This is a genomic window from Escherichia sp. MOD1-EC5433 (assembly GCF_002966005.1).
Taxonomy (GTDB): domain Bacteria; phylum Pseudomonadota; class Gammaproteobacteria; order Enterobacterales; family Enterobacteriaceae; genus Escherichia; species Escherichia ruysiae.
Window position 1 is genome coordinate 73,511 of record NZ_PTRL01000001.1, and the last position, 21,297, is coordinate 94,807.

Sequence of the window (21,297 nt, forward strand, 5' to 3'; positions counted from 1 at the left end):
GCCGTAATTTTGCGCATCAACGATAACGTTTGCGCATCAATTGCCTGGTTTTTCATCGTCAGCACAAGAAAAGGGAAAAAAGCAGCAAACTTCGGTTGAAAAAGCCGCTATGATCGCCGGATAATCGTTTGCTTTTTTTTACCACCCGTTTTGTATGCGCGGAGCTAAACGTTTGCTTTTTTGCGACGCCCCAGATTGTCGCAAACCTGAAGCAGGAAGATAACGTTTCGCTGGCAGGGGATTGTCCGCCACGCATCTTGACGAAAAATAAACTCTCAGGGGATGTTTTCTTATGTCTACGCCATCAGCGCGTACCGGCGGTTCACTCGACGCCTGGTTTAAAATTTCACAACGCGGAAGCACCGTCCGTCAGGAAGTGGTTGCCGGGTTAACAACGTTTCTGGCGATGGTTTACTCGGTTATCGTCGTTCCAGGTATGTTGGGTAAAGCGGGCTTCCCGCCAGCGGCAGTTTTTGTTGCGACTTGTCTGGTTGCCGGGATTGGCTCTATCGCGATGGGGTTATGGGCCAATCTGCCGTTGGCTATCGGCTGCGCCATCTCTCTGACGGCGTTTACCGCATTCAGCCTGGTGCTGGGGCAACATATTAGCGTACCTGTCGCGCTGGGTGCCGTGTTCCTGATGGGTGTGCTGTTTACGGTAATATCTGCCACGGGTATCCGTAGCTGGATTTTGCGCAACTTACCGCACGGCGTGGCGCACGGCACGGGGATTGGTATCGGTCTGTTCCTGCTGCTGATTGCCGCTAATGGTGTCGGTCTGGTGATTAAAAACCCGCTCGATGGTCTGCCAGTGGCGCTGGGTGATTTCGCGACCTTCCCGGTGATTATGTCGCTGGTAGGTCTGGCGGTGATTATCGGCCTGGAAAAACTGAAAGTACCAGGCGGTATCCTGTTAACCATTATCGGCATCTCGATTGTGGGTCTGCTTTTTGATCCTAACGTCCACTTCTCTGGCGTTTTCGCCATGCCTTCATTGAGCGATGAGAACGGTAATTCGCTAATTGGTAGCCTGGATATTATGGGGGCGCTGAACCCTGTGGTACTGCCGAGCGTACTGGCGTTGGTGATGACTGCTGTTTTCGATGCCACCGGAACCATCCGTGCGGTAGCCGGTCAGGCGAACCTGCTGGATAAAGACGGGCAGATTATCGACGGCGGCAAAGCTCTGACCACCGACTCCCTGAGCAGTGTTTTTTCTGGCCTGGTCGGTGCGGCTCCGGCTGCGGTATACATTGAGTCTGCGGCGGGTACAGCGGCGGGCGGTAAAACCGGTCTGACGGCAATCACGGTTGGCGTGCTGTTCCTGCTGATTCTGTTCCTCTCTCCGCTCTCTTACCTCGTTCCGGGTTACGCAACAGCTCCGGCGCTGATGTACGTTGGCCTGTTGATGTTGAGCAACGTGGCGAAAATCGACTTTGCTGATTTCGTCGATGCAATGGCGGGTCTGGTAACGGCAGTATTCATCGTGCTGACCTGTAATATCGTAACTGGCATCATGATCGGCTTCGCGACCCTGGTGATTGGTCGTCTGGTTTCTGGCGAATGGCGTAAGCTGAACATCGGTACGGTCGTTATCGCCGTGGCACTGGTCACCTTCTATGCCGGAGGCTGGGCCATCTAAGCTTAATAAGATTCTGAAAACGGGTGGCAATAGCTGCCCGTTTTTATTTTTCTCCGTACATTGTGTGAGCTTTTGCGATATTCTGAAAAACTGAGAGTCCGGGCATAACGCCTTTCTCAAATCATAAAAAACATTGCAAACAGGGAACGCATGGAAATCTTCTTCACCATACTGATAATGACCCTCGTGGTCTCGCTGTCCGGGGTGGTCACTCGTGTCATGCCCTTTCAGATCCCGCTTCCGCTTATGCAAATTGCCATCGGTGCGCTACTGGCGTGGCCGACGTTTGGTTTGCATGTGGAGTTTGATCCTGAACTCTTTTTAGTCTTGTTTATCCCGCCGTTGCTGTTTGCTGATGGCTGGAAAACACCAACCCGCGAATTTCTCGAACATGGTCGGGAAATATTCGGCCTCGCGCTGGCGCTGGTGGTGGTCACCGTGGTCGGCATTGGCTTCCTTATTTACTGGGTGGTGCCGGGTATCCCGCTGATACCCGCCTTTGCGCTGGCGGCGGTGCTCTCTCCGACCGATGCCGTGGCGCTCTCCGGGATTGTTGGCGAAGGGCGCATTCCGAAAAAAATCATGGGCATTTTGCAGGGCGAAGCGTTGATGAATGACGCCTCCGGCCTGGTGTCGCTGAAGTTTGCTGTAGCAGTTGCGATGGGGACGATGATCTTCACCGTTGGCGGTGCGACGGTCGAATTTATGAAAGTGGCCATTGGCGGCATTCTGGCGGGCTTCGTGGTGAGCTGGCTGTATGGTCGCTCGTTGCGTTTCCTCAGTCGCTGGGGCGGCGATGAACCCGCGACGCAGATCGTATTGCTGTTCCTGCTGCCGTTTGCCTCTTATCTGATTGCCGAACATATTGGCGTTTCCGGCATCCTCGCAGCAGTTGCCGCCGGGATGACCATCACCCGTTCCGGCGTGATGCGCCGTGCGCCGCTGGCGATGCGATTGCGCGCGAACAGCACCTGGGCGATGCTGGAATTTGTCTTTAACGGCATGGTGTTCTTGCTGCTGGGCCTGCAACTGCCAGGGATTCTGGAAACGTCGCTGGTTGCGGCGGAAATTGACCCTAACGTCGAAATCTGGATGCTGTTTACCGACATCATCTTGATTTATGCGGCGCTAATGCTGGTACGTTTTGGCTGGCTGTGGACGATGAAAAAGTTCAGCAACCGTTTCCTGAAGAAGAAGCCGATGGAGTTTGGTTCGTGGACTACACGAGAAATTCTGATCGCGTCTTTCGCTGGGGTGCGCGGGGCAATCACTCTTGCTGGTGTGCTCTCTATCCCTCTGCTGTTGCCGGATGGAAATGTCTTCCCGGCGCGCTATGAACTGGTGTTCCTGGCGGCTGGCGTCATTCTCTTTTCGCTGTTTGTCGGCGTAGTGATGCTGCCTGTTCTGCTGCAACACATTGAAGTCGCGGACCACTCTCAACAGTTGAAAGAGGAGCGAATCGCGCGTGCAGCAACCGCTGAAGTGGCGATTGTGGCGATCCAGAAAATGGAGGAGCGTCTGGCGGCGGACACCGAAGAGAATATCGACAACCAGTTGCTCACTGAAGTCAGCTCTCGCGTCATTGGTAATCTGCGCCGTCGCGCCGATGGTCGCAACGACGTCGAAAGTTCAGTTCAGGAAGAGAACCTGGAGCGTCGCTTCCGTCTGGCGGCGCTGCGTTCTGAACGCGCTGAACTCTACCACCTGCGCGCCACGCGGGAGATCAGCAACGAAACGCTGCAAAAATTACTGCACGATCTCGATTTGCTGGAAGCGTTGTTGATTGAGGAAAATCAATAATCTGCATGGTTGGCGGGTGAGTCCGCCAACCTGCCTTACTCTGTGGTTAACCAGTATCCTTCACAACAGGTCAGCCACGCCTGGGCACAGTGGGAAAGGTAAACGCCCTCACGCCAAATCATGCCTAATTTCCAGCGTAGTTCGCTTTCCAGCGGCAGCCATTTTAAGGTGTTTTTATCTAATCGCTGGCAAATGGGTTCCGGCAAAATGGCTATTCCGACACCGGCCTGAACCATCGCGGCGAGAAAATCCCATTGCCCGCTGCGAACCGCAATCCTCGGCTTAACGCCATGTTCATCGAATAACGCCATTAATTGCTTACTTAAGGCAAAATCTTCGTTATAGATAAGTAGAGGATGTTCCGCCAGTGTCTCTGGTGAGACGGCATCACGCTCAAGCCATTTACCTGAACGCGGCGCCAGCACACAAAGCGGATGACTAAACAGCGATAACGTTGTCAGGCCACTTTCTTCTACTGGCAGGGCGGTCAGTGCCATATCCAGTTCGCCGTTCATTACCGCTTGTTGTACCGTCAGACCACCAAACTCCGAAATCTTCAGTTCCACGCCGGGGTAACGCTGGCGGAACAGCCCCACAGGTCCAGCCATTAACATGCCAACCATTGGCGGAATTCCCAGCCGCAATATGCCTTTATTGAGTTGGTTTATATCATCCAGCTCGGCCTCCAGTTGCCGAAACTCAGCAAGAATTGCCAGTGCACGCTCAAACACGACGCGACCAGTATCAGTGAGAAGCAGCCGACGGCCATCGCGGATCAACAATATACAGTTCAGCTCGTCTTCGAGATTCTTCAGCATTTTGCTGATGGTGGGCTGGGTCACAAACAGCTTCTCCGCTGCGCGGGTGAAGCTCTGCTGGCGCACGACTTCGACAAAATAACGCAGCGTTCTGATATCCATAACTATTCCCTTTGACTATACCTGCAATGATTTTAATTCATTTCAGTAGCGGCATGAGGCTCTCTATACTTAGCGTTCTGTTTTATTTTCAGGATATCCCCTCATGTCCGTGGCGCTTCGCCGCATTACCCCTGCCGTTGTGCAATCTATGCAGGTATTTGTGCAGGTTGTGCTGTATGCAGGTTTATTTATTTTTGCGCAATATCTCGTCTCCTGGCTGCATTTGCCGCTACCCGCCAATCTGGTGGGGATGATCCTGATGCTGGCGCTGATTGTTTGCCGCATTATTCCTCTGCAATGGGTACGTGCCGGGGCGCGCTGGTTACTGGCCGAAATGCTGCTGTTTTTTGTCCCTGCCGTGGTGGCGGTGGTGAACTATGCACAACTATTACTGGCAGATGGCTGGCGTATTTTTGCGGTGATCGCGTTGAGCACGGTGATGGTTCTGGGCACGACCGCCTGGGTAGTGGAAAAAGTCTATCGCTATGAAATGCGCAGGTTAAACCGTGACTAATTTTCAGCTAAGTATGCTCTGCCTGGCGATTACGCTGGTTATCTATTTTCTTAACAAACGCCTTTATCGCCGCTTTCGTAAACTGCCGTTGATGCCTCTGGTGCTGACGCCTGCGCTACTGGTTATGCTGCTGGTTTTTGGCAATATTTCCTGGCAAAACTATATTGGCGAAGCGCACTGGCTACTATGGCTATTAGGCCCGGCAACCATCGCCTTTGCGGTGCCGGTATATGACAATCGGGCGATCATTAAACGTCACTGGATGTCGCTGACGGCGGGCGTACTGACGGCAACGGTGGTGGCAGTGACCAGCTCGGTGTGGCTGGCGCGATTATTTACCCTGCCGGATGAGATCCAGCGGAGCCTGGCGGTGCGTTCGGTCACTACGCCATTTGCTCTGGCAGCGAGCCAGTCGCTCGGCGGACAGCCCGATCTGGTGGCGTTGTTTGTTGTGGTCACCGGCGTATTTGGTATGGCGATTGGCGACGTGCTGTTTTTACGTCTATCTATTCGCGAAGGGATGGCGAAAGGCGCCGGATTTGGCGCGGCGTCTCATGGCGCCGGGACTGCGCGATCGTATGAACTGGGTCAACAAGAGGGAGTGGTTGCCAGTCTGGTCATGATGCTTTCTGGCGTATTGATGGTACTGGTGTCGCCGCTGGTGGCCTGGATGATGTTCTGAAGGAATTCCCCGATCAGGCGACCGGGGAAGGGTAGAGATTAATGCGCGCGGCCTTGCTCAACGCCAAAGCCGGTCTGGGAACGGATAAATTGCGCACGGAACAGTTCACGCTCACGCGCTCCTTCCGCTGAGTTATCGGTTGCCGAGAAGAACCAGATGCCGAGGAATGCCACGGTGATCGAGAACAGCGCCGGGTATTCATACGGGAAGATGGCTTTTTCGTGACCGAGGATCTGTACCCAAATAGTCGGGCCGAGGATCATCAGTACCACCGCAGTAATCAATCCTAACCAGCCGCCCAGCATCGCACCACGCGTGGTCAGTTTCGACCAGTACATAGAAAGCAGAATGATTGGGAAGTTACAGCTCGCCGCGATGGCAAACGCCAGACCCACCATGAAGGCGATGTTCTGATTCTCAAACAGGACGCCGAGGATAATGGCAATCACACCCAAAATTAGCACGGTGATTTTCGATACCCGCAGCTCTTCACGTTCGGTCGCGCCTTTTTTGAAGACGTTGGCGTACAGGTCATGCGAAACCGCCGATGCACCTGCCAGCGTCAGACCCGCAACCACCGCGAGGATGGTGGCGAAAGCAACCGCTGAAATAAAGCCGAGGAACAGGTTACCGCCTACCGCATTGGCCAGGTGAACCGCCGCCATGTTGTTACCGCCAATCAGCGCCCCTGCCGCGTCTTTATAGGCCGGATTCGCACCGACCAGCATGATCGCGCCAAAACCGATAATAAAGGTCAGGATATAGAAGTAACCCATAAATCCGGTGGCGTAGAACACGCTCTTACGCGCTTCACGGGCATCGCTGACCGTAAAGAAACGCATCAGAATATGCGGCAAGCCAGCCGTACCAAACATCAGTCCCAGCCCCAGCGACAGCGCGGAGATCGGATCTTTCACCAGTCCGCCAGGCTTCATGATGTCGACACCTTTCGGGTGTACCGCCATCGCTTCGCTGAACAGATTGTTGAAGCTAAAGCCGACGTGTTTCATCACCATAAAGGCCATAAAGCTGGCACCGAACAGCAACAGTACGGCTTTGATAATCTGTACCCAGGTGGTCGCCAGCATTCCGCCGAACAGGACGTACATCATCATCAGTACGCCGACCAGAACCACCGCAATGTGATAGTTAAGGCCAAACAGCAGTTCGATCAGTTTACCTGCGCCTACCATCTGGGCGATGAGATAAAGCGCCACAACTACCAGAGAACCACAGGCCGAAAGAATACGGATTGGCCCCTGCTTCAGACGGTAAGAAGCTACATCTGCAAAGGTATAGCGACCGAGGTTACGCAGACGTTCGGCAATCAGGAACAGAATAATCGGCCAGCCCACCAGGAAGCCCAGCGAGTAAATTAAGCCGTCATAGCCGGAAGTAAACACCAGCGCGGATATCCCCAAAAATGAGGCGGCAGACATATAGTCACCCGCAATCGCCAGCCCGTTCTGGAAACCGGTGATATTGCCGCCTGCGGTGTAGTAGTCATTACGAGAACGTACGCGTTTTGACGCCCAGTAGGTAATACCGAGCGTAAACACGACGAAAATCAGGAACATAATAATCGCCTGCCAGTTCGTTGGCTGGCGCTCTACGGCCCCGCTAATAGCATCCGCCGCGTTAGCTGCGAAAGGGAGTGTGGCGGCAAGCGCCGTCAGAACTCTTTTCATGATGCTTGTACCTCATGCAGGACTTCATTATTAAGACGGTCAAATTCGCCGTTCGCCCGCCAGATGTAGATACCAGTGAGAACAAAGGAGATCACAATCACTCCAACACCGACTGGAATCCCGCGTGTGACGCTGGTGTTCGGGTTCAGCGGAGTGCCCAGCCAGCCGGGCGCGAAGGCGATCAGTAAAATAAAGCCGATATAAACTGCCAGCATAATAATCGACAGGATGGTGGCAAACCGTTGCCGTTTTTCGACTAACTCCCTGAAATGCGCATTGTCTTCTATCCGCTGATAAATAGTGCCATTCATCACAGATTCTCCAGAGGTAATGTAGGGATTGTTTTAATTCCTGCTCCCTTATGGGAGAAGGTTAACGCTCAGGTAACCCATCGCCTGATGCGCCGCTGTCGCGTCTTATCAGGCCTACAGCCGTTGCCAAATGTAGGCCGGATAAGGCGTTTACGCCGCATCCGGCGCTTGTTGTCGGATGCAATGCTGGCGCATCTTATCCGACCTACAGCCGTTACCGAACGTAGGCTGGATAAGGCGTTTACGCCGCATCCGGCAATTGTGGGTCACGATGGCATTGCGATAGCCTGCTTCTCTTCAAGCAGCTTCTCGACCACGCCTGGATCGGCAAGCGTCGAGGTATCGCCAAGGTTGCTGGTATCGCCCGCCGCAATTTTGCGCAGAATACGGCGCATAATTTTGCCGGAGCGGGTTTTAGGCAGGGAGTCGGTCCAGTGCAGCACGTCTGGCGTTGCCAGCGGGCCAATCTCTTTACGCACCCAGTTGCGGACTTCTGCGTACAGTTCTGGTGACGGTTCCTCCCCGTGATTAAGCGTGACGTAGGCGTAAATCGCCTGACCTTTAATATTGTGCGGAATACCGACGACAGCGGCTTCGGCAATCTTCGGATGCGCCACCAGCGCCGACTCAATCTCTGCCGTTCCCAGACGGTGACCAGAGACGTTCAGCACGTCGTCCACGCGCCCGGTGATCCAGTAATAGCCATCTTCATCACGACGCGCGCCGTCGCCGCTGAAATACATATTTTTGAAGGTGGAGAAGTAGGTCTGTTCAAAACGTTCGTGATCGCCAAACAGCGTACGCGCCTGACCCGGCCAGGAGTCGGTGATCACCAGACTGCCTTCGGTGGCCCCTTCCAGCGGGTTACCTTCGTTATCGACCAACGCCGGTTGCACGCCGAAGAACGGACGTGTTGCCGAACCGGCTTTCAGCTCGGTAGCGCCAGGCAGCGGGGTGATCATGAAACCGCCAGTTTCGGTCTGCCACCAGGTATCAACCACCGGGCATTTCTCGTTGCCTATCTTCTTCCAGTACCACTCCCACGCTTCCGGGTTGATTGGCTCGCCCACGGAGCCGAGAATACGCAGCGACGAACGGTCGGTGCCTTCAATCGCTTTATCGCCTTCCGCCATCAGTGCGCGAATGGCTGTTGGCGCGGTATAGAGAATATTGACCTGATGCTTATCTACCACCTGCGCCATACGGGCAGGCGTCGGCCAGTTCGGTACGCCTTCAAACATCAGCGTGGTCGCGCCGCAGGCCAGCGGGCCGTACAGCAAGTAACTGTGTCCGGTAACCCAGCCCACATCGGCGGTACACCAGTAGATATCGCCCGGATGATAATCAAAGACATATTTAAAGGTCAGCGCCGCGTACACCAGATAACCGCCGGTAGTGTGCAGCACGCCTTTCGGCTTACCGGTAGAACCGGAGGTGTAGAGAATAAACAACGGATCTTCGGCGTTTACTTCTTCCGGCTGGTGCTGATCGCTGGCTTGCTCAACCAGGTCGTGCCACCACAGGTCTCGCCCTTCCTGCCAGTCAATTTTCCCGCCAGTACGCTTCAGTACAACCACATGTTCAATGCTGGTGACGTTCGGATTTTTCAGCGCGTCATCGACGTTTTTCTTCAGCGGAATGCTGCGCCCGGCGCGTACACCTTCGTCGGAAGTGATCACCAACCGTGAGTTAGAATCAATAATGCGTCCGGCAACGGCTTCCGGCGAGAAGCCGCCGAATATCACCGAATGCACCGCACCAATGCGGGCGCAGGCCAGCATCGCGACTGCGGCTTCTGGCACCATCGGCATATAAATCGCCACTACATCACCTTTTTTAATGCCCAGCTCGAGCAGGGTATTGGCGAAGCGGCAGACGTCGCGGTGCAGCTCTTTATAGCTGATATGTTTGCTCTGGCTGGCGTCATCGCCTTCCCAGATGATGGCGGTACGATCGCCGTTTTCTTGTAGATGGCGGTCGAGGCAGTTTGCCGCCAGATTCAGCGTGCCGTCCTCGTACCATTTAATTGACACATTACCGGGGGCAAAGGAGGTGTTTTTCACCTTCTGGTAGGGTTTGATCCAGTCGAGAATTTTTCCCTGTTCGCCCCAGAAGGTATCTGGTGCGTTAATAGATTGTTGATACATCGCCTCGTACTGCTGAGGGTTTATCAGGCAATGGTCTGCGATGTTGGCAGGAATGGTGTGTTTGTGAATTTGACTCATGCTTTTGTTCTCCTTGTAGGATGTTAATAATATGTGGCATAAGCGTTAAATGTAGGGGTATTGGCAGTTTTGTTTAGTATTTGGGCGACAGATCACGCAAAAGTAGAATTGTGCAAATAAACGGCAGGGTAATTTTTGAAGGTCACCAACAAAAGTTGATTAATTCTTTGAGGAACATGCAGTTATGCATGCTGTTGAAAACGAGGAAGATACCGGCTAACTCTAAAGTGGTATTTTACATGCACTTACAATTGATTAAAGACAACATTCTGAGTGTGGTTATTTGTTACACATAGGGGCGAGCAATGTCATAACAGTGTATGTGCGGTTACTGTTATGAAAAAACAATAAAAACTGCCATTTCCTCAATGGCAAAATTTGGATGAAGCCCCTATGACAAGGATAAAAATAAACGCACGCCGTATCTTCAGCTTATTGATTCCTTTTTTCTTTTTCACTTCTGTTCACGCTGAACAAACGGCCGCTCCCGCGAAACCTGTAACTGTGGAAGCGAAGAATGAAACCTTTGCCCCGCAGCACCCCGATCAATATCTCTCCTGGAAAGCCACCTCGGAACAATCAGAGCGTGTTGACGCACTGGCGGAAGATCCACGTCTGGTGATCCTGTGGGCGGGATATCCCTTCTCACGCGATTACAACAAGCCGCGCGGACATGCCTTTGCTGTGACCGATGTGCGTGAAACTTTGCGTACCGGTGCACCGAAAAATGCCGAAGATGGCACGATGCCAATGGCCTGCTGGAGTTGTAAAAGCCCGGATGTGGCGCGTCTGATCCAGAAAGACGGCGAAGATGGCTACTTCCACGGTAAATGGGCGCGCGGCGGCCCGGAAATCGTCAACAACTTGGGTTGTGCTGACTGCCATAACACCGCCTCACCAGAGTTCGCCAAAGGCAAACCGGAGTTAACCCTTTCACGTCCGTATGCGGCTCGTGCGATGGAAGCGATTGGTAAACCTTTTGAGAAAGGCGGACGCTTCGACCAGCAGTCAATGGTCTGCGGTCAATGCCACGTGGAGTATTACTTTGACGGTAAAGATAAGGCCGTTAAATTCCCGTGGGATAACGGCATGAAAGTCGAAAACATGGAGCAGTATTACGACAAAATTGCCTTCTCTGACTGGACTAACTCCCTGTCCAAAACGCCAATGCTGAAAGCGCAGCATCCGGAATATGAAACCTGGAGTGCGGGCATTCACGGCAAAAATAACGTGACCTGTATCGACTGTCACATGCCGAAAGTGCAGAACGCCGAAGGCAAACTCTACACCGACCATAAAATTGGCAATCCGTTTGATAACTTTGCCCAGACCTGTGCGAACTGCCATACCCAGGACAAAGCCACGCTGCAAAAAGTGGTCGCGGAGCGTAAACAGTCGATTAACGACCTGAAAATCAAGGTCGAAGATCAACTGGTTCACGCCCACTTCGAAGCGAAAGCGGCGCTGGATGCAGGCGCGACGGAAGCCGAAATGAAGCCGATTCAGGACGATATCCGTCATGCTCAGTGGCGTTGGGATCTGGCGATCGCTTCCCACGGCATTCATATGCACGCGCCGGAAGAAGGTCTGCGGATGCTTGGCACGGCGATGGATAAAGCGGCGGATGCGCGTACCAAACTGGCGCGTTTGCTGGCGACCAAAGGCATCACCCATGAAATCCAGATCCCGGATATCTCGACCAAAGAGAAAGCCCAGCAGGCAATTGGCCTGAACATGGAGCAAATCAAGGCCGAGAAGCAGGACTTCATCAAAACGGTGATCCCGCAGTGGGAAGAGCAGGCACGTAAAAACGGTCTGTTAAGCCAATAACCCCCGTTCCGCCTCGCAAGGGGCGGAAAACACAATGGAGTGAATATGAGCGTATTACGTTCGTTATTAACTGCCGGGGTGCTGGCGTCGGGCCTGTTGTGGAGCCTGAACGGAATTACCGCTACCCCTGCGGCGCAGGCATCGGAAGATCGCTACGAAGTTACCCAGCAGCGTAACCCGGATGCCGCCTGTCTGGACTGTCATAAACCAGATACCGAAGGTATGCATGGTAAACATGCTTCCGTTATCAACCCGAATAACAAACTGCCGGTCACCTGCACCAACTGTCACGGCCAGCCATCACCGCAACACCGCGAAGGGGTGAAAGATGTGATGCGCTTTAACGAGCCGATGTACAAGGTTGGAGAGCAGAACAGCGTCTGTATGTCCTGCCATCTGCCGGAACAGTTGCAAAAAGCGTTCTGGCCGCACGATGTCCACGTGACCAAAGTGGCGTGCGCCAGCTGCCATTCCCTGCATCCACAGCAAGATACGATGCAGACGTTAAGTGACAAAGGACGGATTAAGATTTGCGTCGATTGCCACAGCGATCAGCGCACCAATCCGAACTTTAACCCGGCGTCTGTTCCGTTGCTTAAGGAGCAGCCATGACCTGGTCTCGTCGCCAGTTTCTCACCGGCGTCGGCGTGCTGGCAGCCGTCAGCGGCACCGCAGGGCGCGTGGTGGCGAAAACGTTGAATATTAATGGCGTGCGTTACGGCATGGTGCATGACGAGTCGTTATGCATCGGCTGTACCGCCTGTATGGATGCTTGTCGGGAAGTGAACAAGGTGCCGGAAGGTGTCTCGCGCCTGACGATTATTCGTAGCGAGCCACAGGGCGAATTTCCTGATGTGAAATATCGCTTCTTCCGTAAATCTTGCCAGCACTGCGACCATGCGCCGTGCGTTGACGTCTGCCCGACAGGTGCGTCTTTTCGCGATGCTGCCAGCGGGATTGTCGATGTTAACCCGGATCTCTGCGTCGGTTGTCAGTACTGCATCGCCGCCTGTCCGTACCGCGTGCGCTTTATCCATCCGGTCACGAAGACGGCGGACAAATGTGATTTCTGCCGTAAGACCAATTTGCAGGCCGGTAAGCTGCCCGCGTGCGTCGAGGCTTGTCCGACGAAGGCGCTGACGTTTGGCAATCTGGACGATCCCAACAGTGAGATTTCGCAACTGCTGCGCCAGAAGCCCACTTACCGCTACAAGCTGGCGCTGGGAACCAAACCGAAGCTGTACCGCGTACCGTTTAAATACGGGGAGGTGAGCCAATGACGCAGGCTTCCGCATTTCATTTTGAATCGCTGGTGTGGGACTGGCCGATTGCCATCTATCTGTTTTTGGTGGGGATTTCTGCCGGGCTGGTGACGCTGGCGGTGTTGCTGCGTCGCTTCTACCCGCAGGCGGGCGGCGCAGACAGTACGTTGCTGCGAACCACGCTGATTGTCGGGCCTGGCGCGGTGATCCTCGGTCTGTTGATCCTCGTCTTCCATCTGACGAGGCCGTGGACCTTCTGGAAGCTGATGTTCCACTACAGTTTTACCTCGGTGATGTCGATGGGGGTAATGCTGTTTCAGCTCTACATGGTGGTGCTGGTGCTGTGGCTGGCGAAAATCTTTGAACACGATTTGCTTGCCCTGCAACAACGCTGGTTGCCGAAGCTGGGGATCGTGCAAAAGGTTCTGAACCTGCTGACGCCCGTTCATCGCGGACTGGAAACGCTGATGCTGGTGCTGGCGGTGTTGTTGGGGGCTTATACCGGCTTTCTGCTGTCGGCGCTGAAATCGTATCCGTTCCTCAATAACCCGATCCTGCCGGTGCTGTTCCTGTTCTCCGGTATCTCGTCCGGTGCGGCGGTGGCGCTGATCGCCATGGCGATACGCCAGCGCAGTAATCCGCATTCTACGGAAGCGCACTTTGTTCACCGTATGGAAATTCCCGTGGTATGGGGTGAAATCTTCCTGCTGGTGGCGTTTTTCGTCGGTCTGGCGCTGGGCGATGACGGTAAAGTGCGTGCGCTGGTGGCGGCGTTGGGCGGCGGTTTCTGGACGTGGTGGTTCTGGCTTGGTGTTGCCGGGCTGGGGCTGATTGTGCCAATGCTGCTCAAACCGTGGGTGAATCGCAGTTCCGGCATTCCTGCCGTGCTGGCGGCGTGTGGAGCCAGCCTGGTCGGTGTATTGATGCTGCGCTTTTTCATTCTCTACGCCGGACAGTTGACGGTGGCGTAAACCAGAAAAGAGGTGGTTTCTGGACGTATTCCTTCCTGAAGTCGGTTTTCTGGCGTTGTTGTTAAGTCTTGGGGTCAATGTGTTGACCCCGTTGACGACCTTCGCGGGAGTGCGGTTGCGCTGGCCTGCCATGATGCGACTCACTTGCATCGGCATTCTGGCGCAGTTCGTGCTCCTGCTGCTCGCCTTTGGCGTGCTGACATATTGTTTTCTCATCAGCGATTTCTCGGTCATTTATGTCGCCCAACATAGCTACAGCCTGCTGTCGTGGGAACTCAAACTGGCGGCGGTGTGGGGCGGTCATGAAGGTTCGTTGCTACTTTGGGTGTTGTTACTTTCCGCCTGGAGCGCGCTGTTTGCCTGGCATTATCGGCAGCAAACCGATCCGTTATTTCCGCTGACGTTAGCCGTTTTATCTCTCATGCTCGCCGCACTGTTGCTGTTTGTGGTGCTGTGGTCCGATCCCTTTGTACGGATATTTCCGCCAGCAATTGAAGGTCGCGATCTCAATCCGATGCTGCAACATCCCGGCCTTATCTTTCATCCACCGCTGCTTTATCTCGGCTATGGCGGTTTGATGGTGGCGGCGAGCGTGGCGCTGGCGAGTTTACTGCGCGGCGAGTTTGATGCGGCCAGCGCCCGAATTTGCTGGCGCTGGGCACTACCTGGCTGGAGCGCATTAACGGCGGGGATCATCCTCGGTTCCTGGTGGGCCTATTGCGAACTGGGCTGGGGCGGCTGGTGGTTCTGGGATCCGGTGGAAAACGCCTCTTTATTACCCTGGCTTTCTGCCACTGCGCTGCTGCACAGTTTGTCCCTGACACGCCAGCGGGGGATTTTCCGCCACTGGTCGCTGCTGCTGGCGATAGTTACCCTGATGTTGTCCTTGCTGGGCACGTTGATTGTCCGTTCTGGCATTCTGGTTTCGGTTCATGCGTTCGCGCTGGATAATGTCCGCGCTGTGCCGCTGTTTAGCCTGTTTGCGCTGATTAGCCTTGCGTCTCTGGCGCTATATGGCTGGCGAGCGCGGGACGGTGAGCCGGCGGGGCGTTTTTCGGGGTTATCGCGAGAAATGTTAATCCTCGCAACGCTGCTGCTGTTTTGCGCGGTGCTACTGATCGTGCTGGTGGGAACGCTTTATCCGATGATTTACGGCCTGCTGGGCTGGGGACGCCTCTCCGTTGGCGCGCCGTATTTTAACCGCGCGACGTTACCATTTGGCCTGTTGATGCTGGTGGTGATTGTGCTGGCGACGCTTGTCTCTGGCAAACGCGCGCAGCTTCCGGCTCTGCTGGCACATGCGGGCGTGCTGTTGTTTGCCGCCGGGATTGTGGTCTCCAGCGTCAGCCGTCAGGAGATCAGCCTGAATTTACAGCCGGGTCAGCAGGTGACGCTGGCAGGATACACCTTCCGTTTTGAACGCCTCGATCTACAAGCCAAAGGCAATTACACCAGCGAAAAAGCGATAGTGGCGCTGTTTGACCATCAGCAACGTATTGGTGAATTAACGCCGGAGCGGCGTTTTTATGAAGCTCGTCGCCAGCAAATGATGGAGCCGTCAATTCGCTGGAACGGCATCCATGACTGGTATGCGGTCATGGGAGAAAAAACCGGGTCGGATCGCTATGCATTTCGTTTGTATGTACAAAGCGGTGTGCGCTGGATTTGGGGGGGAGGATTGTTGATGATTGCGGGCGCGTTATTAAGCGGATGGCGGGGGAGGAAGCGCGATGAATAAAGGGCTTCTCACTTTGCTGCTGCTGTTCGCCTGTTTTGTGCACGCTCAGGTCGTAGACACCTGGCAATTCGCCAATCCGCAACAACAGGAACAGGCGTTAAGTATTGCCAGTCAGTTACGCTGTCCGCAGTGCCAGAATCAGAACTTACTGGAATCTAATGCGCCGGTGGCAGTCAGTATGCGTCATCAGGTTTACGGCATGGTGGCGGAGGGGAAAAGCGAAGCTGAAATCATTGGCTGGATGACCGAACGCTACGGTGATTTTGTTCGCTATAACCCACCGCTGACCGGTCAGACTTTGCTCCTTTGGGCGCTGCCAGTGGTGCTGTTACTGCTGATGGTGCTGATCCTCTGGCGGGTGAGGGTGAAGCGATGAAAAAGCCTAAAATGCCGGTAAAAATGCTGGTAACACTCACGATTTTGATGGTATTTGTCTGTATTGGCAGTTATCTGTTAACCCCAAAATGGCAGGCGGTACATGCGGAGTATCAGCGTCAGCGCGATCCGTTGCATCAGTTTGCCAGCCAGCAAACACCAGAGACACAGCTTCTGGCATTGCAAGATAAAATCCGCGCCAACCCGCAAAACAGCGAACAATGGGCGTTGCTGGGCGAGTATTACCTGTGGCAAAACGATTACAGTAATTCGCTGCTGGCGTACCGTCAGGCGCTACGGCTGCGTGGTGAAAATGCAGAACTGTACGCGGCGCTGGCGACGGTGCTTTATTACCAGGCCAGCCAGCATATGACCGCCCAGACTCGCGCGATGATCGACAAAGCTCTCGCGCTGGACGAAAACGAAATCACCGCCCTGATGCTGCTGGCTTCCGATGCGTTTATGCAGGCGAATTACGCGCGAGCCATCGAACTATGGCAAAAAGTGATGGATCTCAATTCACCCAGGGTCAACCGGACACAGTTGGTTGAGTCGATTAATATGGCAAAACTCCTTCAACGGCGATCGGACTAATCATTCGGTATTGCAGATTATGTTATTGAGCTGCGTAAAAAATAATCGAATGAACACATGTAAAAAATAATCACCAATCAGTATTATTGCAGATTAAACAAATAAAAATCTTTCCATAACAAATGGTTATTCATATAACCTGTCATAAACTCGCGTTATTATGCATTAATGCAGCGAAAAGCTCTGTTGTTAAAGGGTTGCGCAACATACCGCGCAAATGATACTGATCATAAGCGTTAAAAAAATCTACAAACCAACGCAACACAATTCATGCCCTGGCAGTATGTCACGTTCTCGCGTTTCTGAGCGGGGAACGGCGCTCCATTGAGGAAGTCATTCATATGAAAAATATAAAATTCAGCCTGGCCTGGCAGATTCTGTTTGCTATGGTGCTGGGCATTCTCCTGGGAAGTTACCTGCACTACCATAGCGACAGTCGAGAATGGCTGGTCGTCAATTTGCTCTCTCCGGCGGGTGATATCTTCATCCACCTGATCAAAATGATTGTTGTGCCGATTGTTATCTCCACGTTGGTGGTTGGGATTGCAGGTGTTGGTGATGCTAAACAGCTCGGGCGTATCGGCGCGAAAACCATTATCTACTTTGAAGTGATCACCACCGTCGCCATCATTCTGGGGATCACTCTGGCAAACGTCTTCCAGCCCGGTGCCGGGGTGGATATGTCGCAGCTGGCGACCGTTGATATCTCGAAATATCAGAGCACTACGGAAGCGGTACAAAGCAGTTCCCACGGCATTATGGGCACGATTTTGTCGCTGGTGCCGACGAACATTGTGGCGTCGATGGCGAAAGGTGAAATGCTGCCGATCATCTTCTTCTCGGTGCTGTTTGGTCTGGGGCTTTCCTCCCTGCCAGCGACGCATCGTGAACCGCTGGTGACTGTGTTCCGCTCCATCTCTGAAACCATGTTTAAAGTGACTCACATGGTGATGCGTTATGCACCGGTGGGTGTATTTGCGCTGATTGCGGTGACGGTGGCTAACTTCGGTTTCTCTTCTCTGTGGCCACTGGCGAAACTGGTGCTGCTGGTGCATTTCGCTATTTTGTTCTTCGCGCTGGTGGTGCTGGGAATTGTGGCGCGTCTGTGCGGGTTGAGCGTCTGGATCCTGATTCGCATTCTGAAAGATGAGCTGATTCTGGCGTACTCCACTGCCAGCTCTGAAAGCGTGCTGCCGCGAATTATTGAAAAGATGGAAGCCTACGGTGCACCGGCGTCGATCACCAGCTTCGTGGTGCCGACCGGTTACTCCTTTAACCTCGATGGTTCGACGCTGTATCAAAGTATTGCCGCTATCTTTATCGCGCAGTTGTATGGCATTGACCTTTCCATCTGGCAGGAAATCATTCTGGTGCTGACGCTGATGGTGACCTCGAAAGGGATTGCAGGCGTGCCGGGCGTGTCGTTTGTGGTGCTGCTGGCAACGCTGGGGAGCGTGGGTATTCCGCTGGAAGGCCTGGCGTTTATTGCCGGTGTTGACCGTATCCTCGACATGGCACGTACCGCGCTGAACGTGGTGGGTAATGCGCTGGCGGTGCTGGTGATTGCCAAGTGGGAACACAAATTTGACCGCAAAAAGGCGATGGCCTATGAACGTGAAATGCTGGGCAAATTTGATAAGACTGCGGATCAGTAATTGAAGATTGCCGGGAGGTCATATCCACCCGGCAATGTGTGGATGCCTGATGCGACGCTTAACGCGTCTTATCAGGCCTGGCTTAGCCGTTGGTTAATTTTTCAAACTCTTCACACCCGGTATCAAACCCTTCCATACAGCTCAGGTTCAACCAATGCAGCGCCTTTTGCTTGTTCTTCTCGATAAAACCTTCTTCACCGTTTAAGAACATCATTCCCGCCCAGTACTCGGAATAACCGGTTCGGGAAATTGCAGAGCTGCGTTTGAAATACCAGGTTGCCTTGTCATCGTCGGCCCTAATGCCCACGCCGTTGGCGTAAATCAAGCCAAGCAGCATCTGGGCATCAACGGCAGTATCATTCTCTAAATCTTCCGAGGCGTTTTCTAACAGCGAAATCGCCTTTGGATAATCCGGTTTACCCGCTTGAGTATTTACCAGAATATGCGCCAGCGTCACTTCACCTTCTTTACTGCCCGCCTGTGCCGCTTTCTCGGCAAGAACTTTTGCTTGTGGATAGTCCAGACTGACCGGATTAGTGATTTTGATCTGCGCTAACAGCGCGCAGGCATCGGCATCACCGCTGTCAGCGGCTTTCTGTGCCCAATATTCGGCTTTGCTCAAATCGCCGGAGCTAAACCAGCTATCGGCAAGAAAATATTGTGCGCGTTTATCTCCGGCCTCTGCTGCCTTTACATACTGGCTGCCGGGTTCGGAGTCGTTTGCGTGGGCAAAGAATGTCAAAAATAACATCAATGCGATAATTTTTTTCATTTTGATAATACGATTGGGTAGGGAGTAACCAGTATAAAGAGTTCGAATAGATAAAAAAACAGCCTCCGAAAGGAGGCTGTAAGAGGGACTGATTTACGCCAGTGCCGCTTCGCGCAGGCGAGTTTTCAACTTGTTGTACTCGTCAATCACGTACTGCTCGGCGGCGCGCTGATCGGCGATCGGCTCGACGCGCACGGCGCAGTATTTGTACTCCGGCGTTTTCGTAATCGGGCTTAAGTTTTCGGTAACCAGCTCGTTACAGGCACCAATCCACCACTGGTAGGTCATGTAAATCGCCCCTTTGTTCGGACGATCGCTGACCTGCGCGCGGGTGATAATTTTACCTTTACGCGAGTGCACCCAAACCAATGCCTCGTCTTCAATACCCAGACGTTTGGCGTCTTCGGTATTGATTTGTGCGTAGCCAGGTTCATCAGCCAGCGCCGCCAGCGCCGCACAGTTACCGGTCATCGAACGACAAGAGTAGTGACCGACTTCACGCACCGTTGACAGCACCATCGGGTACTCGTCGGTGAGCTTGTCGATTGGCGCTACCCAGTCGCAGGTGAAGAACTGCGCCAGACCGTTCGGGGTATCAAACTTCTCTTTAAACAGGTAAGAAGTCCCCTGATCGGCATCTGATGTATCGCGGCAAGGCCACTGAATGAAGCCCAGTTCGCCCATTTTCTCGTAAGTCGCACCGTAGAAATCCGGGCACAGATGACGCAACTCATCCCAGATCTCCTGGGTGTTGTTGTAGTGCATCGGATAACCCATACGGGTGGCGATTTCACTGATGATTTGCCAGTCCGTTTTCAGATCCCACTTCGGTTCAACCGCCTTGAAGAAACGCTGGAAGCCACGGTCAGCCGCAGTGTAGACACCTTCATGCTCGCCCCACGAGGTTGACGGTAAAATAACATCCGCCGCCGACGCGGTTTTGGTCATAAAGATATCCTGGACGATGACCAGTTCCAGATCTTCAAAGGCTTTACGTACTGCCGACAGTTCCGCATCAGTTTGCAGCGGATCTTCGCCCATAATGTACGCCGCACGGACTTCGCCATGTGCCGCACGGTGCGGCAGCTCGCTGATGCGATAGCCGGTATGAGCAGGCAGGCTTTCCACGCCCCAGGCTTTGGCGAATTTCTCGCGGTTAGCCGGATCTTTCACGTACTGGTAGCCTGGGTACGTATCTGGCAGCGCGCCCATATCGCAGGCACCCTGCACGTTGTTCTGACCACGAACCGGGTTAACGCCCGCATGTGGCTTACCGAGGTTACCCGTCAGCATTGCGAGGCTGGTCAGAGAACGTACGGTTTCCACGCCCTGATAGAACTGGGTAACCCCCATGCCCCACAGAATGGATGCGCTTTCGGCCTGGGCATACATCCGCGCCGCCTGACGAATCTCACTGGCGCTGACGCCGGTGATATCTTCAACCGACTCCGGCGTGTAGCCTTCAACGATTTTACGATACTCTTCAAAGCCTTCTGTTCGAGAAGCGACGAACGCTTTGTCGTACAGATTTTCTTCAATAATGACATGGCCCATCGCATTTAACAGCGCGATGTTCGAGCCGTTTTTCAGTGCGATGTGCATGTCAGCAATGCGCGCGGTTTCAATTTTACGCGGATCGCAGACGATAATTTTCGCCCCGTTACGTTTAGCGTTAATTACGTGATTCGCCACGATTGGGTGGGAATCCGCCGGGTTGTACCCGAAAACGAACACTAAATCGGTATTATCAATTTCGTTAATAGCATTGCTCATTGCGCCATTACCGACCGATTGGTGCAGACCTGCAACCGATGGGCCGTGTCAGACACGAGCGCAGCAGTCAACGTTATTGGTACCAATAACGGCGCGCGCAAATTTTTGCATTACATAGTTGGTTTCGTTACCCGTACCACGCGAGGAGCCGGTCGTCTGGATGGCATCCGGACCGTACTTCTCTTTGATGGCGCTCAGGCGCTCGGCAACGTAATTCAGTGCCTCATCCCAGGAAACAGGTTCGAGTTTGCCGCCACGCTGGCGACGGATCATGGGGGTTTTCAGGCGCGGGGTCAGGATCTGGGTATCGTTAATGAAATCCCAGCCATAATAACCCTTCAGACACAGAGTACCCTGGTTGGTTTTCCCCTGCGCTGCCTCCGCCCGGACGATTTTGCCGTTATCGACGACCAGGTTGATTTTGCAACCTGATGCGCAATATGGGCAAACCGTGACGACTTTTTTCATCGGTCTCGCTCCAGTTAATCAAATCACGCATACGCGCTCTCGACTACAGTATGCATCTTTTATGCCACATTTTATTT

General features: G+C 53.7%; 18 protein-coding genes. 12 read left to right on the forward strand and 6 right to left on the reverse strand.

The window, feature by feature from the left end:
* The first annotated feature begins 292 nt into the window (after positions 1-292).
* Both ghxP and C3D30_RS00400 read left to right on the forward strand, forming a co-directional pair.
* A complete protein-coding gene (gene ghxP / locus C3D30_RS00395) occupies positions 293-1,642 on the forward strand; it encodes a guanine/hypoxanthine transporter GhxP (RefSeq protein WP_000106865.1) in 1,350 nt (449 codons plus the stop codon).
* Between the two features lie 150 nt (positions 1,643-1,792).
* A complete protein-coding gene (locus C3D30_RS00400; protein ID WP_000402211.1) occupies positions 1,793-3,442 on the forward strand; it encodes a Na+/H+ antiporter in 1,650 nt (549 codons plus the stop codon).
* A 35-nt stretch (positions 3,443-3,477) separates the two neighbouring features.
* On the opposite strand, the gene C3D30_RS00405 is transcribed toward C3D30_RS00400, so the two are convergent.
* Positions 3,478-4,362, reverse strand: a complete 885-nt coding sequence (locus C3D30_RS00405; RefSeq protein ID WP_105286305.1) for a LysR family transcriptional regulator — start codon at positions 4,360-4,362, stop codon at positions 3,478-3,480.
* Positions 4,363-4,465: 103 nt separating this feature from the next.
* Here C3D30_RS00405 and C3D30_RS00410 point away from each other — a divergent pair, with 103 nt between their 5' ends.
* Complete coding sequence (locus C3D30_RS00410) at positions 4,466-4,876, forward strand: CidA/LrgA family protein (protein WP_000109437.1); 411 nt, start codon at positions 4,466-4,468, stop codon at positions 4,874-4,876.
* Positions 4,869-5,558 carry an LrgB family protein gene (locus tag C3D30_RS00415; RefSeq protein WP_000181101.1) on the forward strand — a complete coding sequence of 230 codons (690 nt, stop codon included), beginning with the start codon at positions 4,869-4,871 and terminating at the stop codon, positions 5,556-5,558. Before C3D30_RS00410 ends, C3D30_RS00415 begins: the two co-directional genes overlap by 8 nt.
* 38 nt (positions 5,559-5,596) lie before the next feature.
* Here the strand turns inward: C3D30_RS00415 and actP are convergent, their stop codons facing one another.
* The 3 genes from actP to acs form a co-directional block, all read right to left on the reverse strand.
* The gene (actP, locus tag C3D30_RS00420) at positions 5,597-7,246 is read right to left on the reverse strand and encodes a cation/acetate symporter ActP (RefSeq protein ID WP_000832546.1); all 1,650 of its coding nucleotides are present in this window, start codon (positions 7,244-7,246) and stop codon (positions 5,597-5,599) included.
* Positions 7,243-7,557: a DUF485 domain-containing protein gene (locus C3D30_RS00425; RefSeq protein ID WP_001296646.1), complete on the reverse strand. Its 315-nt coding sequence runs from the start codon at positions 7,555-7,557 to the stop codon at positions 7,243-7,245. Before C3D30_RS00425 ends, actP begins: the two co-directional genes overlap by 4 nt.
* Before the next feature lie 266 nt (positions 7,558-7,823).
* Complete coding sequence (gene acs / locus C3D30_RS00430; protein WP_105285618.1) at positions 7,824-9,782, reverse strand: acetate--CoA ligase; 1,959 nt, start codon at positions 9,780-9,782, stop codon at positions 7,824-7,826.
* Positions 9,783-10,175: 393 nt separating this feature from the next.
* Between acs and nrfA the strand changes: the two genes are divergently transcribed.
* The 8 genes from nrfA to gltP all read left to right on the forward strand — a co-directional run bounded on the left by nrfA (position 10,176) and on the right by gltP (position 18,207).
* A complete protein-coding gene (nrfA, locus tag C3D30_RS00445) occupies positions 10,176-11,612 on the forward strand; it encodes an ammonia-forming nitrite reductase cytochrome c552 subunit (RefSeq protein ID WP_000196877.1) in 1,437 nt (478 codons plus the stop codon).
* A gap of 45 nt (positions 11,613-11,657) precedes the next feature.
* Positions 11,658-12,224 (forward strand): cytochrome c nitrite reductase pentaheme subunit, encoded by a 567-nt coding sequence (nrfB, locus tag C3D30_RS00450; RefSeq protein WP_010350662.1) that lies wholly within the window; start codon positions 11,658-11,660, stop codon positions 12,222-12,224.
* Complete coding sequence (nrfC, locus tag C3D30_RS00455; protein WP_000220281.1) at positions 12,221-12,892, forward strand: cytochrome c nitrite reductase Fe-S protein; 672 nt, start codon at positions 12,221-12,223, stop codon at positions 12,890-12,892. The genes nrfB and nrfC overlap by 4 nt, the downstream gene beginning before the upstream one ends.
* Complete coding sequence (gene nrfD / locus C3D30_RS00460; protein ID WP_016159887.1) at positions 12,889-13,845, forward strand: cytochrome c nitrite reductase subunit NrfD; 957 nt, start codon at positions 12,889-12,891, stop codon at positions 13,843-13,845. Before nrfC ends, nrfD begins: the two co-directional genes overlap by 4 nt.
* Before the next feature lie 19 nt (positions 13,846-13,864).
* Positions 13,865-15,583: a heme lyase CcmF/NrfE family subunit gene (locus tag C3D30_RS00465; protein WP_176242206.1), complete on the forward strand. Its 1,719-nt coding sequence runs from the start codon at positions 13,865-13,867 to the stop codon at positions 15,581-15,583.
* Positions 15,576-15,959, forward strand: coding sequence for a heme lyase NrfEFG subunit NrfF (gene nrfF, locus C3D30_RS00470; protein ID WP_105285622.1), 384 nt, complete (start codon positions 15,576-15,578; stop codon positions 15,957-15,959). Before C3D30_RS00465 ends, nrfF begins: the two co-directional genes overlap by 8 nt.
* Positions 15,956-16,552 (forward strand): heme lyase NrfEFG subunit NrfG, encoded by a 597-nt coding sequence (nrfG, locus tag C3D30_RS00475; RefSeq protein WP_105286308.1) that lies wholly within the window; start codon positions 15,956-15,958, stop codon positions 16,550-16,552. The genes nrfF and nrfG overlap by 4 nt, the downstream gene beginning before the upstream one ends.
* Before the next feature lie 341 nt (positions 16,553-16,893).
* Positions 16,894-18,207 carry a glutamate/aspartate:proton symporter GltP gene (gene gltP / locus C3D30_RS00485; RefSeq protein WP_000789605.1) on the forward strand — a complete coding sequence of 438 codons (1,314 nt, stop codon included), beginning with the start codon at positions 16,894-16,896 and terminating at the stop codon, positions 18,205-18,207.
* A gap of 82 nt (positions 18,208-18,289) precedes the next feature.
* Here gltP and yjcO read toward each other — a convergent pair whose 3' ends face one another.
* A complete protein-coding gene (yjcO, locus tag C3D30_RS00490) occupies positions 18,290-18,979 on the reverse strand; it encodes a Sel1 family TPR-like repeat protein YjcO (protein WP_105286309.1) in 690 nt (229 codons plus the stop codon).
* A 93-nt stretch (positions 18,980-19,072) separates the two neighbouring features.
* A complete protein-coding gene (fdhF, locus tag C3D30_RS00495) occupies positions 19,073-21,220 on the reverse strand; it encodes a formate dehydrogenase subunit alpha (RefSeq protein WP_077629246.1) in 2,148 nt (715 codons plus the stop codon).
* Positions 21,221-21,297: the final 77 nt, after the last annotated feature.

Coding starts and splice junctions, on each gene's coding strand:
- ghxP (WP_000106865.1), top strand. CDS start 293: ATGTCTACGCCATCAGCGCGTACCGGCGGTTCACTCGACGCCTGGTTT.
- C3D30_RS00400 (WP_000402211.1), top strand. CDS start 1,793: ATGGAAATCTTCTTCACCATACTGATAATGACCCTCGTGGTCTCGCTG.
- C3D30_RS00405 (WP_105286305.1), bottom strand. CDS start 4,362: ATGGATATCAGAACGCTGCGTTATTTTGTCGAAGTCGTGCGCCAGCAG.
- C3D30_RS00410 (WP_000109437.1), top strand. CDS start 4,466: ATGTCCGTGGCGCTTCGCCGCATTACCCCTGCCGTTGTGCAATCTATG.
- actP (WP_000832546.1), bottom strand. CDS start 7,246: ATGAAAAGAGTTCTGACGGCGCTTGCCGCCACACTCCCTTTCGCAGCT.
- C3D30_RS00425 (WP_001296646.1), bottom strand. CDS start 7,557: ATGAATGGCACTATTTATCAGCGGATAGAAGACAATGCGCATTTCAGG.
- acs (WP_105285618.1), bottom strand. CDS start 9,782: ATGAGTCAAATTCACAAACACACCATTCCTGCCAACATCGCAGACCAT.
- nrfA (WP_000196877.1), top strand. CDS start 10,176: ATGACAAGGATAAAAATAAACGCACGCCGTATCTTCAGCTTATTGATT.
- nrfB (WP_010350662.1), top strand. CDS start 11,658: ATGAGCGTATTACGTTCGTTATTAACTGCCGGGGTGCTGGCGTCGGGC.
- nrfC (WP_000220281.1), top strand. CDS start 12,221: ATGACCTGGTCTCGTCGCCAGTTTCTCACCGGCGTCGGCGTGCTGGCA.
- nrfD (WP_016159887.1), top strand. CDS start 12,889: ATGACGCAGGCTTCCGCATTTCATTTTGAATCGCTGGTGTGGGACTGG.
- nrfF (WP_105285622.1), top strand. CDS start 15,576: ATGAATAAAGGGCTTCTCACTTTGCTGCTGCTGTTCGCCTGTTTTGTG.
- nrfG (WP_105286308.1), top strand. CDS start 15,956: ATGAAAAAGCCTAAAATGCCGGTAAAAATGCTGGTAACACTCACGATT.
- gltP (WP_000789605.1), top strand. CDS start 16,894: ATGAAAAATATAAAATTCAGCCTGGCCTGGCAGATTCTGTTTGCTATG.
- yjcO (WP_105286309.1), bottom strand. CDS start 18,979: ATGAAAAAAATTATCGCATTGATGTTATTTTTGACATTCTTTGCCCAC.